The sequence below is a fragment of the Pseudomonas sp. KCJK9000 genome, assembly GCF_046230725.1.
Classification (GTDB): Bacteria; Pseudomonadota; Gammaproteobacteria; order Pseudomonadales; family Pseudomonadaceae; genus Aquipseudomonas; species Aquipseudomonas promysalinigenes.
Map to the genome: position 1 here is coordinate 47,416 of NZ_JBJJLN010000024.1, position 15,127 is coordinate 62,542.

A 15,127-nucleotide genomic window follows, 5' to 3' on the forward strand; every position below is an offset into this window, starting at 1 on the left:
GATGCAGCCCCAGAATCCTGGGTTCACATCAAACGCTGTAACGCCGCCTTCCTGTCTGCTGCGGGCAAATGCCCAAGCTCCTCGACCCGTCGATAAAATTGCGGCCAATCCCCACCCACCTCATGAAATAGCCGCTCGAACGCGGGCACCCACTGATCATAAAGTCCAAACGGCAATAACTTGGCATTGCTCAACGGCCCATAGATCCATGCGTCGTATCGCTTATCGCCGCCCCACTGGCTGTCGCGCACCTGCTTGTACAGGGCCCGTAAACGCTCGAACTCGGCCTGCTTGGCCACACGCTTGTGCGCATCGTCCAGGGGCGCTGCGTAGATTGCCTGCAACCGCTCGCGGCTGGTCAGCACCAGCCGGGTAAACTGCTCACGCTGCTGCAACTGCGCCGTGCCAAGCGGCGCCAACCCGCGCGCTACGCGCCATTGCCGCGAGCCCTCACGTTCCACAAAAGTGGCAAACGATTCGTTGAATGCCGTGTCGTCCTGCACATAAAAGCGCTGGTGGGCCAGTTCATGGAAGATCAGCGTAGCAAGCCGTTCATCCCCCCAAGCCACCATCGACGACAGAATCGGGTCATCGAACCAGCCCAGGGTCGAGTAGGCTTCAACCCCGCTCACGTATACGTCCAGGCCCTGCTGGCGCATTAGCGCCGCCTCTCCGCGTGCGGCCCCTTGGCGGTAATAACCGCGGTAAGCGACGCAACCGGCGATGGGAAAACAATGCGTCACCGGTTGCAGCGACAGTTCCGGGGTGGCGAATACGTTCCATACGACGTATGGGCGCTGTAGGTCGGCATAAAGCCGATAGCTACGGTTATCTGGCAGTTTCAACCGCTCGCTGGCAAATGCCCGGGCCTGTTCGGCATGAGCAAGACGTGCTCGCAAGCGAGGGCTGCTGGCCGGGTCAGCTATCACCTGCTCCACAGGCTGACGCGCCTGCAGTAACTGCCACTGGCCTTGTGCGAGCTGACTGTAGTAACCCAAGCTGGAGCAACCGCTTAGCAGAAAAGCCCCCAGCAAAGGAACCAAACAGCTGAAAAAGCGGTCGAGTGGCCCGGGGCCTGAGCGCTTGAAAAGAACAGAGAAATGCATCTGAGGTTATCCAACTCGCTCAAGGCCAATGCGCTCCAAGACTATCTCGCCAAGGGGGAGTTTCGCCATGCGTGCTCTACTGCTCACCGCCCCACTGCTGCTGATTAGCGCTTGCTCGACACTGCCGGACCCGGACCCTAACCTCGCCTGGGTCGACCTTACCCCATACGGCGAAACGTCCCTCGACGCAGCACAGGTTGACCAGCGCGATTGGGCCGACAGCCGCTATTTCGAGGTCCAACCCGGCAGCCACGAGCTAACCGTGCGTTACCAGTTTCCAGTAGCGCCGAGCAATATCGGCCCGGTCGAGGAGCCTTTGTGGCGCGATTGCCGGGTCAAACTGACATTCAAGGATTTCAGTGCAGGCCAGCGCTACCAGTTACAAGCCGGCAGCATTGGCTTTCGCCCCTGGATCAAGCTCTATGACCACCAGCAGAAACTGGTGAGCCAAGGCCTACCAGCCGGTTGCCAACGCACCTGAAGTGCACGAACGGCGCTATGCTTGTAACTGAGTATTGCCAGTGGAGTGTTGCCATGCGCCAGCCCATGATGCTGATTGCCCTGACTGCATTGGGAGCCTGCGCCAGCCCCTTGCCGCCGGCCGATCCGAAGCAGGCCTGGATCGAGCTCTATACCATGACACCCGGCCGAGTCATCATGGCCGACCGCCTCGACGGCCAACGCCTTGACGATGGCCGCTTCTTTCAGGTGTCGCCTGGCAAGCACGAACTGGTTGTGCGCTTCGATTACGAGATATATGCCGGTGGCACGATGACCCAACCCAGGGATCGGACGTGCTATCTGACTGTGCGTTATGACGACTTCAAGGCCGGCCAGCGTTATCGCCTCGAAGCCCGCGCACCGGTAATGGAGCCGCAGGTGCTGCTGTACGATGCTAGCCGCAAGGTATTGGTCGACGAACCGAGCGACGTATTCTGCATCCCATGAAAACTGGGGCCGCGTTGCGGCCCCAGCTATTTATCGATCATTTTTCTGGTAAATGATCTTTTTCGTACCACCCTGGCAAGTGCCAACGATCATGTTCGGATCCTTGACCTCACTGTTGGGTACGATCTCCAGGGTGTAGGAGGTCACGCCCTGGGCCTGGATCTTGGCTTCGATTTCGTTCTTGAGTTCTTCGCACGGTTTTACCGCCGCCAATGCAGAAGTGGCCAAAAGCGAAGCCAATAGGGCGATTGCTACGCGAATCATGGAACAGCTCCTGGCTAGGCAGCTGAGCTGCCGACGCTGTTTAGACTACAGCAAAGCGTCCCTGTTTCGCCGCTTCATGCCAGTGTGAACAGCCAGATGTGCAGCGTCATCAAGTAGCACGCATCACCCGGGCCTTATCCAACCAATGAAGCATCCAGGCTGATGTCGGCGTTTAGCACCTTGGACACCGGGCAACCCGCTTTGGCCTTGTTGGCAATTTCAATAAACTGCTCCTGACTTGCCCCAGGTACCTTGGCCTTGAGAATCAGGTGAACGGCTGTAATGGCAAAGCCGTCTGACTGCTTGTCCAGGGTGACTTCGGCAATGGTATCGATACGCTCTGGAGTAAAGCCCGCTTCACCCAGCATCATCGACAGCGCCATCGAGAAGCAGCCTGCATGGGCCGCGCCGATGAGCTCTTCCGGGTTGGTGCCGGGCGACCCTTCGAAGCGGGTGTTGAATCCATACGGGTTCTGCTTGAGCGCCCCACTTTCGGTAGAAAGCAGGCCTTTGCCATCCTTCAGGCCACCTTGCCAAATCGCCGATGCTGTCTTTTTCATGATGCCTCCGGTTTCAAGGGTTATGTACCTACATCTACGAGGGTGCTGCCCGGCTGCAAGTTCAGCGCAATTGCCCAGCGAGCATTGATTCTGTCGAATCTGCCCATACAGAGTTCTTAGGGCCTTCGGGCCAACCACTATTGCGGAGGCTCCGATGACGCAGTTGCGTGACCTGAAAATTTCAACCCTCGACCTGGTGCCAGTGCGCGCCGACCAAGGCCCGGCGCAAGCACTGCGCAATTCTCTGGACCTTGCCCGCCATGTTGAAAAGTTCGGCTACAACCGTTTCTGGGTAGCCGAACATCACAACATGGACGGCATCGCCAGTTCGGCCACTTCGGTTTTGCTTGGCTACTTGGCAGGCGGCACATCGACCATTCGCGTCGGTTCAGGCGGGATCATGCTGCCCAACCACGCGCCGCTTGTAATCGCCGAGCAGTTCGGTACCTTGGCCAGCCTGTATCCAGGGCGGATCGACCTTGGCCTGGGCCGCGCGCCGGGTTCCGATCAGATGACCGCCTATGCCCTGCGCCGTGACCGCGCAGGGAGCGCCGACGACTTCCCCGATGACGTCGAGGAGCTGTCACGCTATCTGGGCCCGCGTACCGATGATCAGAAAGTGATCGCTGTACCAGGGCATGACACCGAGGTGCCCATGTGGCTGCTCGGCTCCAGCCTGTTCAGCGCACAATTGGCCGGCATGCGCGGCATGCCCTACGCCTTCGCCTCGCACTTCGCGCCACGCTACATGCATGAGGCGATCCGCATTTATCGCGACCACTTCAAGCCATCGACAACGCTGGCCAAGCCCTATGTGATGCTGGGCATTCCTATGGTAGTGGCGCAGACTGACGAGAAGGCAGAACACCTGGCTACCTCGGTCTACCAACGCATCCTGGCGTTGATCCGTGGCCAGAGCCTGATGCAAAAGCCCCCTGTGCCGAGCATGGATGGCCTGTGGCTGCCCCATGAACGCGATGCCGTGGGGAGCTTCCTGGGCCTTGCGATGATCGGCAGCCCGCAGAAGGTCAGAGCCAAGGTAGAGGTACTGCTAGAACAGACCGGCGCGGATGAGCTGATCTTCACCTGTGATCTGTACGAACATGCAGACCGTGTTCGGTCCTATGAGCTGCTAGCGCAAGCGCTCAAGGCGCAGTGACGCTCTTCGCGGGTGGCCCCGCGAAGAAGGCCCGCATCAATTACGGCGGTAAACAATTTCCTTACTACCGCCTTCGCAGCTGCCAATCACTTTGCCGTTGACCTCACCCTTCTGCACGACCTCCAGGGTGTAGCCTTGAACACCCTTGGCGTCGAGCTTTTGGGCAATCTCAGCCTTGAGCTCTTCACAGGGTTTACCAGCCGCCATCGCACCGCTCGCCACTGCCATCAAGCCTACCGCAAACATCAGTTTCTTCATCGATTGCATTCCTTGTACAGATGAGAAAGCTTGAAGAACGCCGCTTGGGCGCTCTCCAGAGTTATAACGCCATCACGCCCGGCTGTGCCAGAGCGGTCATGTTTCAGCTATTGGCGATACGGAAGCCGACTTTCAGCGTGACCTGAAAATGCTCAACCTTGTTGTCGCGGATATGGCCACGGGTTTCGACGACCTCGAACCACTCCATATGCTTGATGCTCTTGCCGGCTTCGGCCAGGGCATTGTTGATCGCGTCTTCGATGCTGGTCTGGGACGAACCTACCAGCTCGGTCTTTTTGTAGGTGTGATGATCGGACATGGCACTCTCCTTGGGGGACGGTGAAATTCAGCCTAGCAGCGCAGGCCTGGTTTACCTGCGAGCGGTGACTGCTCGCTAAAGTTCGATCGCACTTTCCCCAAGCCCAGTAGTCGCATTTCTTAGAGCCCATACTGCGAAGGAGAGTCAACATGCACCGCAACTCGCTGCGTAAAAAATCCCTGGAGAGCATGGAAGCGGAGATCGAAAGCCTCCTGAAAAGCCTGGAGAGCCTGAAGCACGACGCCTCTGAGGAAACCCAAAAATCAGTGAAGGCAATGCGCAGCAGCGCTGAAAGTGCACTGCGCCATTCGCGCAGCCTGATCAGCGATGCTTATGAGGAGGTCAAGGAGCGTACCCGCCAGACCGGCATCGCAACCCGCGACTATGCCCAAGAGCACCCGTACACCACCGCAGGCGTAGCCATCGGCGCACTGGGCCTGCTGGCGGCGTACCTGCTGTGCAAGCGCAACTAAGCGTTCTGCCTGGCGAGTTCGGCACGTAGCCACTGCGCCAATTGCTCGGCGCGCCCGTCAGCGGCGCGCCTGGGCACCCACAGCGCCAGCGCGGCAGGGGTTGGCGAAAAGCCCCAAGGTGCGCTCAAGCGCCCCGCTTGCAGGTCATCAGCGACCAATGGCTGCGGCGCTATTGCCACGCCCAAGCCGGCAACCGCGGCTTCGAGCAAATAATACAGGTGCTCGAACCCCTGGCCGTAATTCAGAGCCTCAGCCCGGAGCCCCTGATCAGCTGCCCATGTCGGCCACGCCTGTGGTCTGGAAGTGGTATGCAGCAAGGCCTCACTGAGCAGCGCCTCGGCAGGCGCAGCGCGCAGGCGCTCAAAACCAGTAAAGTGCGGGCTCAGCACCGGGCCTATGCGCTCCTGAACGAGCACATGGACTTGCATATCTGCCGGCCATGGCGGTTCGGCATATACCAAAAGCGCATCGAGACCGGGCCGACGTGGATCCAGATCGCCTTCACCCGCCGAAAGGTGCAAGCGTAATTCAGGCAACTCAGCGTTCAACCGCCCCAAGCGGGGTATGAACCAGCGGGCCAAAAGGCTGCCAGAGCAACCCAAAACGAACGGTGCCTGGCTCAGATCGCGATTCAACTGCGCACACACACTGCGCAGCCGGTCGAACGCCTCCGCGCTGGCGTCTCGCAGACGCAACCCGGCATCTGTGAGTTTGATGCCCCGCCCGTCCTTGACGAACAGTGCCACGCCCAAATGCTCTTCAAGCACTTTGATCTGCCGGCTCACGGCCCCATGAGTAACATGCAGCGCTTCGGCCGCCTGGCTGACGCTGTTGAGCCTGGCAGTGGCTTCGAAAGCCCTGAGGGCGTTGAGGGGAGGGAGGTCGTGGGCCATGATACCTGTGAGTTTTCCTGACAAGTTTGCGCAATCTTATCGGTTTTCAACCGGGCTTGGCGTGGTTAGAGTAAAGCCCATCACTCATTCATCACGCCTTGGAGCGCCCCATGACCCAGTCCCAATACCGTCCCGGCCCCGACGCCAACGGCCTGTTCGGCTCGTTCGGCGGCCGCTATGTGGCTGAAACCCTGATGCCACTGGTGCTGGACTTGGCCCGCGAATACGAAGCAGCCAAGGCCGACCCTAAGTTCCTCGAAGACCTGGCGTACTTTCAGCGCGACTACATCGGCCGCCCGAACCCTTTGTACTTCGCTGAGCGCCTGACCGAGCACTGCGGCGGCGCCAAGATTTTCTTCAAACGTGAAGAGCTCAACCACACCGGCGCGCACAAGGTGAACAATTGCATTGGCCAGGTGCTGTTGGCCAAACGCATGGGCAAGAAGCGCCTGATCGCCGAGACCGGCGCCGGCATGCACGGCGTGGCGACGGCCACCGTGGCCGCGCGTTTTGGCCTGCCTTGCGTGATTTACATGGGGGCCACCGACATCGAGCGCCAGCAGGCCAACGTGTTCCGCATGAAGCTGCTGGGTGCCGAAATCGTGCCAGTGACCGCCGGCACCGGTACCCTCAAGGACGCCATGAACGAGGCGTTGCGTGACTGGGTCACCAATGTCGACGACACCTTCTACCTGATCGGCACCGTAGCCGGCCCGCACCCGTATCCGGCCATGGTCCGCGACTTCCAGTCGATCATCGGCAAGGAAACCCGCGCCCAGTTGCAAGAAAAGGAAGGCCGCCTGCCAGATAGCCTGATCGCCTGTGTTGGCGGCGGCTCCAATGCCATGGGCCTGTTCCATGAATTCCTTGAAGAGCCAAGCGTGCAGATCATCGGCGTGGAAGCCGGCGGCCACGGTGTCGATACCGACAAACACGCAGCCAGCCTCAACGGCGGCGTTCCAGGCGTATTGCACGGCAACCGTACCTACCTGTTGCAGGACAACGACGGCCAGATCACCGACGCCCACTCGATTTCCGCCGGCCTCGACTACCCAGGCATTGGCCCTGAGCACGCCTACCTGCACGAAGTGAAGCGCGTGGAGTACGTCAGCATCACCGACGACGAAGCGCTGGATGCATTCCACGCCACCTGCCGTCTTGAAGGCATCATTCCAGCGCTGGAAAGCGCCCACGCCCTGGCCGAAGCCATCAAGCGGGCACCCGGCCTGCCTAAGGACCACCTGATGGTGATCTGCCTGTCCGGCCGCGGCGACAAAGACATGCAAACCGTGATGAACCACATGGCAGCCCAGGAGAAACAGGCATGAGCCGTCTTGAACAACGCTTCGCCGAACTGAAGGCCGAAGGCCGCTCCGCGCTGGTCACCTTCGTCACGGCTGGCGACCCTGGCTACGCGGCATCGCTGCAGATCCTCAAAGGTCTGCCGGCAGCCGGCGCCGATGTCATCGAACTGGGTATGCCGTTCACCGACCCCATGGCCGACGGCGTTGCCATCCAGCTTGCCACCCTGCGTGCTCTGGAAGCTGGCCAGACCCTGGCCAAAACCCTGCAGATGGTTCGCGAATTCCGTGTGGATAACCACACCACACCTATCGTGCTGATGGGTTACTACAACCCCATTCACCGCTTCGGTGTGGATAACTTCGTCGCCCAAGCCAGAGAAGCGGGTGTCGATGGCTTGATCATCGTCGACCTGCCACCTGAGCACGACGCCGAATTGGCCACGCCGGCCCAGGCGGCCGGCATCGATTTCATCCGCCTGACCACCCCGACCACCGATGACGCGCGTCTGCCGCGGGTACTGGAGCGCAGCTCCGGGTTCGTCTACTACGTCTCGGTGGCCGGTGTAACGGGTGCAGGCTCGGCCACCACCGAGCACGTGACCGAGGCCATCGCCCGCCTGCGTCGGCATACCGACCTGCCGATCAGTGTCGGTTTCGGGATCCGTACGCCAGAGCAGGCTGCTGCAATCGCCCGTCTGGCCGATGGTGTGGTGGTGGGTTCGGCGCTGGTCGACAAGATTGCCCAGGCCAAAGACGCCGATCAGGCAGTGAGCGATGTACTGAGCCTTTGCTCGGCACTGGCCGAAGGCGTGCGCGGCGCACGCCGCTAAATCGTGCTGGCTGCTTCACGGGTTCACCTGCGAAGCAGCCAGCGCGGTTACAGTGGGCGCAGGTTAACTCGCCAACAACTCTGCACAAGCTAGCCCGCGAATATCGATAGATTCAAAGGCCTCACGGCACCCATCCAGATCGCATGATCGCGATGATCGGCCAGCTCATCGCCAGTCAGCGGATGCAGAAATACCACAAGCCCCTTGCGATACAGCGCCAGCCAAGGCAACACGACCCCTACGAATTCCGGCTCGAAAGCCAGCTGGCAGCTCCAGTCCGGGTGCGGCCCGACCGGTTTCTGATGCATGCGCCCCATGCTCACGGGAAACAGCCGCGCCGCCTCTTCGCACAGCTCACGTGCCTGCTCGAAGGTGGACGCATCGTAGTAGATATGGGCGTGATAGCCCTTGATTCTTTGCACGTTGACTCCTGAAAACCCTGCAATCAGCCAGTGCGCTCATGCTCCAGCCAGTCGACGAAACGCTCGATCAATACCCCGCGCCGTTTACGCGGCGGCAATACCACATGATAGCCCCGCCGCGACTTCAGGCTGCCCTCCATAGGCCGGCATAGCAAACCCTGATCCACCAAGCCATCGACCAAGTGCCGCCAACCGATGGCTACTCCTTGGCCCGCAATCGCCGCCTGGATCAGCAGCGTGTAGTTATCGAAACGCAATTGGCCCGGCGGTGGTGCCGCCTCGACGCCCAGCCCCCGAAAGACGCCGGCCCAGTCGAACCAGCGGCTGGCCTGTTCACCTTTCAAATGCAGCAGGGGCAGCCGTTGCAAAGCCGCGGTTGACAAGGGTTTGCCATGAATCAGCCGAGGGCTGCAAACCGGGAATACCTCTTCGTCGAACAGCCAGCGGCTCTCACCTTGGTGAAAGCGCCCATCGCCGAACAGTATCGCCACATCGATATCCGGGCGCAGCATCCCCTGGCTGCGCTCGCCGGTCACCAAGCTCACGTCCACCTGTGGATAAGCCTCGTGAAAGCGCTGCAGCCGGGGCATCAGCCAGAAAGCCGCAAAAGCGAAGTCAGTGGCTACCTGAAGCACCTCGCGCTGCCCGCGACCGCTGGCCTGGGCGATGCCATCCTCCATGGCCTGTAAGCCTTGGTGGACCTGCTCGAAAAGCATCTGACCGGCTTCGGTCAGCTCGATACCCCGGTAGATGCGATCGAACAGGCGCGTGCCCAGTTGTTCTTCCAGCCGCTTTATCTGCTGGCTCACAGCCGGTTGGGTAGTGCCTAGGGCCAGGGCGGCGGCGGTGAAACTGCGCAAGCGTGCGGCAGCCTCAAATACCCGCAGGGAATCCAGCGACAGTTCAGCAAGGCGCTCAAACATAAGTGTGGCTAATCCCAGTCATTGCCCGCCATGGGCTTTACCCAAATTACCCACAGTCGCATCGTGATAGGCAAGCGTTTCGCATAATTCTCTACGATGGGAGCCTTCATGACACGCCCGAATATCCTGTTCATCATGGCCGACCAGATGGCCGCCCCGTTACTGCCGATCTATGGCCCTTCAGCCATCCAGATGCCGCACCTGAGCCGCCTGGCCCAAGATGCGGTGGTGTTCGATTCGGCGTATTGCAACAGCCCTTTGTGCGCGCCATCGCGCTTCACGCTGGTCAGCGGCCAGCTGCCCAGCCGCATTGGTGCCTACGACAACGCAGCCGACTTCCCCGCCGACGTGCCGACCTATGCGCACTACCTGCGCCGCTTAGGCTATCGCACAGCCCTGTCGGGCAAAATGCACTTCTGCGGCCCCGACCAGTTGCATGGTTACGAGGAACGTCTGACCAGCGATATCTATCCAGCCGACTATGGCTGGGCGGTGAACTGGGATGAGCCTGATGTGCGCCCAACTTGGTACCACAACATGTCTTCGGTGCTCCAGGCCGGGCCGTGCGTGCGCACCAATCAGCTGGATTTCGACGAGGAAGTGCTGTTCAAGGCCCGCCAGTATCTGTATGACCATGTGCGCGAGAATGATGGCCGTCCGTTCTGCCTGACGGTATCGATGACCCATCCACATGATCCATACACCATCCCCAAACGCTATTGGGATCGCTACGCAGATGTGGATATTCCCATGCCCCGCACGGAGTTCAATCAGGAGGCACTTGACCCTCATTCTCAGCGCCTGCTCAAGGTCTATGACCTCTGGAACAAACCACTGCCTGTGGAAAAGATTCGCGATGCTCGGCGTGCCTATTTCGGCGCTTGCAGCTACATCGATGACAATATCGGCCAACTGCTGCAAACGCTGGAAGAGTGCGACCTTGCCGAGGACACCCTGATCGTCTTCTCGGGTGACCATGGCGATATGCTTGGCGAGCGCGGGCTCTGGTACAAGATGCACTGGTTCGAGATGTCGGCCCGCGTTCCGCTACTGGTACACGCGCCGAAACGCTTTGCCGCCCGCCGCGTCAGCGCCTCGGTTTCGACCTGCGACCTGCTGCCAACCTTGGTCGAACTGGCGGGTGGCGCTGTGGATAACCAACTGCACTTGGACGGCCGCTCATTGCTTGGTCATCTTCAAGGGCAGGGCGGCCACGACGAGGTGATCGGTGAATACATGGCCGAAGGTACCGTCGGCCCGCTGATGATGATCCGCCGGGGGCCGCATAAATTCGTGTACAGCGAAGATGACCCCTGCCTACTCTATGACCTGAGCCGCGACCCGCACGAACGGGAGAACCTCACCGGCAGCCCTGACCACCAGGCACTGCTGCAGGCATTCGTCGATGAAGCACGCCAACGCTGGGATATCGCTACCCTGCGCCAACAAGTGCTGGCCAGCCAACGCCGCCGCCGCCTGGTGGCCGAGGCGCTGGCCATCGGCAAGCTGAACAGCTGGGACCATCAACCCTGGGTGGACGCCAGCCAACAGTACATGCGCAACCATATCGATCTCGATGACCTCGAGCGCAAGGCACGTTATCCACAGCCCGCCCCCATGGATTGAACACAGAGGCCGCCATGCACAAGATCGCTACCGCCGTATTCGCACTAGCCCTGACCACCACAGCGGCTCAAGCCGCTGACCCCGACGCGCAATGCAGCACGGTCAAACTGGCCGACCCCGGCTGGAGCGACATCGCTTCGACCAACGCCGTGGCCCGCCTGCTGTTGGAAGGCCTGGGTTACCAGGTGAAGATCGACAGCCTGGCCGTCCCGATCATCTATGGCGGCCTCAAGGATGGCCGTATCGACGCTTTCCTGGGCAACTGGATGCCGGCACAGCAGGGCTTTCACGACAAGTTCATCGCCAATGGTGATGTGCAGCGACTGTCGCGCAACCTGGAGGGCACAGAGTTCACTCTGGCAGTGCCGGACTATGTGTGGAATGCCGGGGTGAAAGATTTCGCCGATCTGCAAAAGCACGCCGACCAGTTCGACAAGAAGCTCTATGGCATCGGCTCTGGCGCGCCGGCGAACCTGTCACTCAAGGAAATCATCGACAAGAACGAATTCGATCTGGGCCAATGGAAGCTGGTGGAGTCCAGCGAACAGGCAATGCTGGCCCAAGTGGACCGTGCTGTGAAAAAACAACAGTTCATCGCCTTCCTCGGCTGGACCCCGCATCCGATGAACGTAAAGCTCAAGATGCATTACCTGACGGGCGGCGAGAAGTGGTTCGGCAGCAAGGGCGAGGTATTCACCCTGACCCGCAAGGGTTATTCACAGGCCTGCCCGAACGCGGCCAAAGTGCTGGCGAATCTGAACTTCACCCTGGACATGGAGAACGCCATCATGGCCGAGGTGGTGGACAAGAAAATCAGCTTCGATGAAGCGGCCAAGGCTTGGGTGAAGCAACACCCCGAACGGTTGCAAGGGTGGTTATCGGGGGTGACCACCAAAGCCGATGGCAATGCCCTGGAGGCTGTAAAAGCCACGCTGTGATACCCAACCCAGCTATTCCTCCGTGGGGGCAACACCGGCGCAAACGGTGCTAATTACCGCGCTGGACACAACGTCGGTGAATCCGCCCCCTCAAGGATTAAGTAAAGCCCGGAACTGTCAGCCGCGAGCGAGTTGCCGGCGGAGCTCTGCAAGGACCGGCGCCGTATCCGGTCGCACGCCACGCCAGATGAAGAACGCTTCAGCCGCCTGCTCAGCCAGCATGCCCAAACCATCCAGAACCTTGGCAGCCCCCAACGTCGCGGCCCATTGGCAGAAGGGGGTCGGCTCTTTGCCATACATCATGTCGTAGCACACCGTGCGGCCCGCCTTGACGAGGCTGTCGGCGATCGGCGGCAATTCACCGGCCAGGCTAGCCGAGGTGGCATTGATGATCACATCCACCGGCTCCTGCAACCAGGCAAATCCGCTGGCCGCCACCGGGCCCAGTTCATCGAACTCCCGCGCCAGCTGCTCGGCCTTCTCGACCGTACGGTTGGCAATCACCAACGACTGCGGCTGATGGGCCAGGATAGGTTCGAGCACGCCGCGTACGGCGCCGCCAGCACCCAGAATGAGGATACGCTTGCCGCCCAACTCCACCCCTGCGTTCACCGTCAGATCGCGGACCAGCCCAGCACCGTCTGTGTTATCGCCTTGCAGCGTGCCATCAGGCAGCTTGCTCAGTGTGTTCACAGCACCTGCGCGCTGGGCACGAGGGGTGAGGCTGTCGCACAGGCGGTAGGCTTCTTCCTTGAACGGCACGGTCACATTGGCGCCACTGCCTTGCTTGAAGAAGCCACGTGCGCAATCGCTGAATTCGTCCAGTGGCGCCAGCAGCGTGGCGTATTCGAGGTCCTGCCCGGTCTGTTCGGCGAACAGGCGGTGAATCAACGGCGACTTGCTATGACCGATGGGGTTACCGAAGACAACATACTGGTCCATTTCGATTCCTTGTTTATCCACAGGCTTACTGGCCAAGCCAGTCGCGGTCCTGAAGGAAGTAGTCAGTCAGGCGTGCCTCCTCGGTGCCCGGTGCCGCCTTCCAGTCATAGCCCCAACGCACCTGCGGCGGTAGCGACATCAAAATGGATTCGGTGCGCCCACCTGACTGCAGGCCGAACAAGGTGCCACGGTCGTAAACCAGGTTGAATTCCACATAGCGCCCACGGCGGTACTCCTGGAACTCGCGCTGCTGGGGCGTGAAGGGCGTGTGCTTGCGGCGCTGAACGATCGGCAGGTAGGCCTCGACATAGGCATCGCCAATGGCACGCAGGAAAGCGAAACAGGTATCGAAGTCCCATTCGTTGAGGTCATCGAAGAACAGCCCGCCGATACCACGTGGCTCGCCACGGTGTTTGATGTGGAAGTAGCGGTCGCACCAGGCCTTGTAACGCGGGTATACATCAGCACCGAATGGCGCACAGGCCTGTTCGGCAACACGGTGCCAATGAATGCAGTCCTCGTCATGGCCGTAGTACGGGGTGAGATCGAAACCGCCGCCAAACCACCAGACCGCTTCTTCACCTTCCTTTTCGGCAATGAAAAAACGTACGTTGGCGTGAGACGTCGGCACATGCGGGTTATGCGGGTGAATCACCAATGACACACCTAGGGCCTCGAAACCCCGGCCCGCCAGCTCGGGGCGGTGGGCGCTGGCTGAAGGCGGCAAGCCTGCGCCGAACACATGGGAAAAATTGACCCCACCTTTTTCGATCAACTTGCCGTCACCGATCACCCGCGTGCGACCGCCGCCCCCAGCTTCGCGCACCCAGGCATCCTCGACGAAGCGGGCGCCGCCGTCTTCGGCTTCGAGGGCAGAGCAGATGCGGTCTTGCAGATCGAGCAGGTAGGCTTTCACGGCCTCGGTGCGGCTAGTCATCAGGTCACCAGGAACGGGCAGGGAAGAATTCGCCGCGTAGCATACCACCCCCGGCGCGCCCGCCGCAGTTGACGGCGGTCAAGCAAAGGCGTCCGATAGAAGGCCTTTCCCCGTTCCCGACAACAGGAGTGCGAGATGGCCAAGCGTATTCAGTTCAGCCAGCATGGCGGCCCAGAGGTGTTGCAGCTTGTGGAGTTCGAACCTGCTGCACCGGGGCCCCAGCAGGTACGCGTGCGTAACCATGCCATCGGCCTGAACTTCATCGACACGTATTTTCGCAGCGGGCTGTACTCCCCGCCGTCCCTTCCCAGCGGCCTGGGCACCGAGGCCGCTGGCGTCGTCGAGGCCGTGGGCGAGGGCGTGACCCGGCTGAAAGTGGGTGACCGGGTGGCCTATGGCACTGGCCCCCTTGGCGCTTACAGCGAGGTGCATACCTTGCCGGAAGCCAACCTGGTCAAGCTGCCCGACGATATCAGCTTCGAGCAGGCGGCAGCGGTGATGCTCAAGGGGCTGACCGTGCAATACCTGCTGAAACAGACCTATGTGGTCAAACCGGGTGACGTGATCCTGTTCCACGCCGCAGCAGGCGGTGTGGGTTCCTTGGCGTGCCAGTGGGCCAAGGCCCTGGGCGCCAAGCTGATCGGTATCGTGAGCTCTGCCGAGAAGGCCGAGCGGGCCAAGGCGCTGGGGGCATGGGAAACCATCGATTACAGCCGTGAAGACGTGGCCAAACGCGTGCTGGAGCTGACCGATGGCAAAAAGTGCCCGGTGGTTTACGATGGCGTCGGCGCCGACACCTGGCTGACCTCGCTGGACTGCCTGCAACCTCGCGGGCTGATGGTGAGCTTCGGCAATGCTTCAGGCGCGGTGAGCGGCGTGAACCTGGGCATCCTGTCGCAGAAAGGCTCGCTGTATGTCACCCGGCCGACCCTGGCGACCTATGCAAACAATGCCGAGAACACCCAGGCGATGGCCGATGACCTGTTTGCGATGATCGGCAGTGGCAAGCTGGTTGTGGATATTCAGCAGCGGTATGCGCTGAGCGAGGCGGCCAAGGCGCAAGAGGCGCTGTCGGCCCGTAGGACGGTGGGGTCTACGGTTTTGTTGCCTTGAGGGGGTGAGACTGGGGTAGGGCTTTTAGGGGCCTGCCTTGGGGGTTTCAGCGCCTGTGAGATCGAGCGCCGCCCGCGCGGCGCATCGCGAGCTGCGCTCGCTCCTACGTTTG

The 15,127-nt window shown here is 60.8% G+C and carries 19 protein-coding genes; 9 read left to right on the forward strand and 10 right to left on the reverse strand.

The features are described 5' to 3' along the window. Positions 1-23: 23 nt before the first annotated feature. Positions 24-1,106 carry an aminopeptidase gene (locus tag ACK59H_RS12860; RefSeq protein WP_060479066.1) on the reverse strand — a complete coding sequence of 361 codons (1,083 nt, stop codon included), beginning with the start codon at positions 1,104-1,106 and terminating at the stop codon, positions 24-26. Between the two features lie 67 nt (positions 1,107-1,173). Here ACK59H_RS12860 and ACK59H_RS12865 point away from each other — a divergent pair, with 67 nt between their 5' ends. Together ACK59H_RS12865 and ACK59H_RS12870 are read left to right on the forward strand one after the other, a co-directional pair. Beyond that, a complete protein-coding gene (locus ACK59H_RS12865; RefSeq protein WP_060479067.1) occupies positions 1,174-1,587 on the forward strand; it encodes a hypothetical protein in 414 nt (137 codons plus the stop codon). Positions 1,588-1,640: 53 nt separating this feature from the next. Next, complete coding sequence (locus tag ACK59H_RS12870) at positions 1,641-2,054, forward strand: hypothetical protein (protein WP_060479068.1); 414 nt, start codon at positions 1,641-1,643, stop codon at positions 2,052-2,054. A gap of 30 nt (positions 2,055-2,084) precedes the next feature. Here the strand turns inward: ACK59H_RS12870 and ACK59H_RS12875 are convergent, their stop codons facing one another. Beyond that, positions 2,085-2,318, reverse strand: a complete 234-nt coding sequence (locus ACK59H_RS12875; RefSeq protein ID WP_060479069.1) for a DUF1161 domain-containing protein — start codon at positions 2,316-2,318, stop codon at positions 2,085-2,087. 134 nt (positions 2,319-2,452) lie between these two features. Beyond that, positions 2,453-2,878 carry an OsmC family protein gene (locus ACK59H_RS12880; RefSeq protein ID WP_060479070.1) on the reverse strand — a complete coding sequence of 142 codons (426 nt, stop codon included), beginning with the start codon at positions 2,876-2,878 and terminating at the stop codon, positions 2,453-2,455. Positions 2,879-3,032: 154 nt separating this feature from the next. Between ACK59H_RS12880 and ACK59H_RS12885 the strand changes: the two genes are divergently transcribed. Continuing rightward, complete coding sequence (locus ACK59H_RS12885) at positions 3,033-4,037, forward strand: LLM class flavin-dependent oxidoreductase (protein ID WP_060479071.1); 1,005 nt, start codon at positions 3,033-3,035, stop codon at positions 4,035-4,037. Positions 4,038-4,073: 36 nt separating this feature from the next. Here ACK59H_RS12885 and ACK59H_RS12890 read toward each other — a convergent pair whose 3' ends face one another. Together ACK59H_RS12890 and ACK59H_RS12895 are read right to left on the reverse strand one after the other, a co-directional pair. Further along, on the reverse strand, positions 4,074-4,295 hold the full coding sequence (locus tag ACK59H_RS12890) for a DUF1161 domain-containing protein (RefSeq protein WP_060479072.1): 222 nt from the start codon (positions 4,293-4,295) through the stop codon (positions 4,074-4,076). A 103-nt stretch (positions 4,296-4,398) separates the two neighbouring features. Next, positions 4,399-4,614 carry a dodecin gene (locus ACK59H_RS12895; RefSeq protein ID WP_060479073.1) on the reverse strand — a complete coding sequence of 72 codons (216 nt, stop codon included), beginning with the start codon at positions 4,612-4,614 and terminating at the stop codon, positions 4,399-4,401. A 149-nt stretch (positions 4,615-4,763) separates the two neighbouring features. Between ACK59H_RS12895 and ACK59H_RS12900 the strand changes: the two genes are divergently transcribed. After that, positions 4,764-5,087 carry a YqjD family protein gene (locus tag ACK59H_RS12900; protein WP_060479074.1) on the forward strand — a complete coding sequence of 108 codons (324 nt, stop codon included), beginning with the start codon at positions 4,764-4,766 and terminating at the stop codon, positions 5,085-5,087. Here the strand turns inward: ACK59H_RS12900 and ACK59H_RS12905 are convergent. Then, on the reverse strand, positions 5,084-5,980 hold the full coding sequence (locus ACK59H_RS12905) for a LysR family transcriptional regulator (RefSeq protein WP_060479075.1): 897 nt from the start codon (positions 5,978-5,980) through the stop codon (positions 5,084-5,086). The genes ACK59H_RS12900 and ACK59H_RS12905 overlap by 4 nt on opposite strands. Positions 5,981-6,090: 110 nt before the next feature. On the opposite strand from ACK59H_RS12905, the gene trpB reads away from it, so the two are divergent. Both trpB and trpA read left to right on the forward strand, forming a co-directional pair. Continuing rightward, complete coding sequence (gene trpB, locus ACK59H_RS12910; protein WP_186476090.1) at positions 6,091-7,308, forward strand: tryptophan synthase subunit beta; 1,218 nt, start codon at positions 6,091-6,093, stop codon at positions 7,306-7,308. After that, positions 7,305-8,114, forward strand: coding sequence for a tryptophan synthase subunit alpha (gene trpA / locus ACK59H_RS12915; protein WP_207936757.1), 810 nt, complete (start codon positions 7,305-7,307; stop codon positions 8,112-8,114). Before trpB ends, trpA begins: the two co-directional genes overlap by 4 nt. Before the next feature lie 89 nt (positions 8,115-8,203). Here trpA and ACK59H_RS12920 read toward each other — a convergent pair whose 3' ends face one another. Both ACK59H_RS12920 and ACK59H_RS12925 read right to left on the reverse strand, forming a co-directional pair. Beyond that, positions 8,204-8,536, reverse strand: coding sequence for a DOPA 4,5-dioxygenase family protein (locus ACK59H_RS12920; RefSeq protein ID WP_409264478.1), 333 nt, complete (start codon positions 8,534-8,536; stop codon positions 8,204-8,206). 23 nt (positions 8,537-8,559) lie between these two features. Next, the gene (locus tag ACK59H_RS12925) at positions 8,560-9,459 is read right to left on the reverse strand and encodes a choline sulfate utilization transcriptional regulator (protein ID WP_060479079.1); all 900 of its coding nucleotides are present in this window, start codon (positions 9,457-9,459) and stop codon (positions 8,560-8,562) included. Between the two features lie 108 nt (positions 9,460-9,567). On the opposite strand from ACK59H_RS12925, the gene betC reads away from it, so the two are divergent. Together betC and choX are read left to right on the forward strand one after the other, a co-directional pair. Next, complete coding sequence (gene betC, locus ACK59H_RS12930; protein WP_060479080.1) at positions 9,568-11,085, forward strand: choline-sulfatase; 1,518 nt, start codon at positions 9,568-9,570, stop codon at positions 11,083-11,085. Positions 11,086-11,099: 14 nt separating this feature from the next. Then, complete coding sequence (choX, locus tag ACK59H_RS12935; protein WP_060479081.1) at positions 11,100-12,023, forward strand: choline ABC transporter substrate-binding protein; 924 nt, start codon at positions 11,100-11,102, stop codon at positions 12,021-12,023. A gap of 117 nt (positions 12,024-12,140) precedes the next feature. On the opposite strand, the gene aroE is transcribed toward choX, so the two are convergent. Continuing rightward, positions 12,141-12,965 (reverse strand): shikimate dehydrogenase, encoded by an 825-nt coding sequence (gene aroE / locus ACK59H_RS12940; RefSeq protein ID WP_060479082.1) that lies wholly within the window; start codon positions 12,963-12,965, stop codon positions 12,141-12,143. Positions 12,966-12,990: 25 nt separating this feature from the next. Beyond that, the gene (hemF, locus tag ACK59H_RS12945; RefSeq protein ID WP_060479083.1) at positions 12,991-13,902 is read right to left on the reverse strand and encodes an oxygen-dependent coproporphyrinogen oxidase; all 912 of its coding nucleotides are present in this window, start codon (positions 13,900-13,902) and stop codon (positions 12,991-12,993) included. 135 nt (positions 13,903-14,037) lie between these two features. On the opposite strand from hemF, the gene ACK59H_RS12950 reads away from it, so the two are divergent. Continuing rightward, complete coding sequence (locus ACK59H_RS12950) at positions 14,038-15,015, forward strand: NADPH:quinone reductase (protein ID WP_060479084.1); 978 nt, start codon at positions 14,038-14,040, stop codon at positions 15,013-15,015. Positions 15,016-15,127 lie beyond the last annotated feature (112 nt).

Coding starts and splice junctions, on each gene's coding strand:
- ACK59H_RS12860 (WP_060479066.1), bottom strand. CDS start 1,106: ATGCATTTCTCTGTTCTTTTCAAGCGCTCAGGCCCCGGGCCACTCGAC.
- ACK59H_RS12865 (WP_060479067.1), top strand. CDS start 1,174: ATGCGTGCTCTACTGCTCACCGCCCCACTGCTGCTGATTAGCGCTTGC.
- ACK59H_RS12870 (WP_060479068.1), top strand. CDS start 1,641: ATGCGCCAGCCCATGATGCTGATTGCCCTGACTGCATTGGGAGCCTGC.
- ACK59H_RS12875 (WP_060479069.1), bottom strand. CDS start 2,318: ATGATTCGCGTAGCAATCGCCCTATTGGCTTCGCTTTTGGCCACTTCT.
- ACK59H_RS12880 (WP_060479070.1), bottom strand. CDS start 2,878: ATGAAAAAGACAGCATCGGCGATTTGGCAAGGTGGCCTGAAGGATGGC.
- ACK59H_RS12885 (WP_060479071.1), top strand. CDS start 3,033: ATGACGCAGTTGCGTGACCTGAAAATTTCAACCCTCGACCTGGTGCCA.
- ACK59H_RS12890 (WP_060479072.1), bottom strand. CDS start 4,295: ATGAAGAAACTGATGTTTGCGGTAGGCTTGATGGCAGTGGCGAGCGGT.
- ACK59H_RS12895 (WP_060479073.1), bottom strand. CDS start 4,614: ATGTCCGATCATCACACCTACAAAAAGACCGAGCTGGTAGGTTCGTCC.
- ACK59H_RS12900 (WP_060479074.1), top strand. CDS start 4,764: ATGCACCGCAACTCGCTGCGTAAAAAATCCCTGGAGAGCATGGAAGCG.
- ACK59H_RS12905 (WP_060479075.1), bottom strand. CDS start 5,980: ATGGCCCACGACCTCCCTCCCCTCAACGCCCTCAGGGCTTTCGAAGCC.
- trpB (WP_186476090.1), top strand. CDS start 6,091: ATGACCCAGTCCCAATACCGTCCCGGCCCCGACGCCAACGGCCTGTTC.
- trpA (WP_207936757.1), top strand. CDS start 7,305: ATGAGCCGTCTTGAACAACGCTTCGCCGAACTGAAGGCCGAAGGCCGC.
- ACK59H_RS12925 (WP_060479079.1), bottom strand. CDS start 9,459: ATGTTTGAGCGCCTTGCTGAACTGTCGCTGGATTCCCTGCGGGTATTT.
- betC (WP_060479080.1), top strand. CDS start 9,568: ATGACACGCCCGAATATCCTGTTCATCATGGCCGACCAGATGGCCGCC.
- choX (WP_060479081.1), top strand. CDS start 11,100: ATGCACAAGATCGCTACCGCCGTATTCGCACTAGCCCTGACCACCACA.
- aroE (WP_060479082.1), bottom strand. CDS start 12,965: ATGGACCAGTATGTTGTCTTCGGTAACCCCATCGGTCATAGCAAGTCG.
- hemF (WP_060479083.1), bottom strand. CDS start 13,902: ATGACTAGCCGCACCGAGGCCGTGAAAGCCTACCTGCTCGATCTGCAA.
- ACK59H_RS12950 (WP_060479084.1), top strand. CDS start 14,038: ATGGCCAAGCGTATTCAGTTCAGCCAGCATGGCGGCCCAGAGGTGTTG.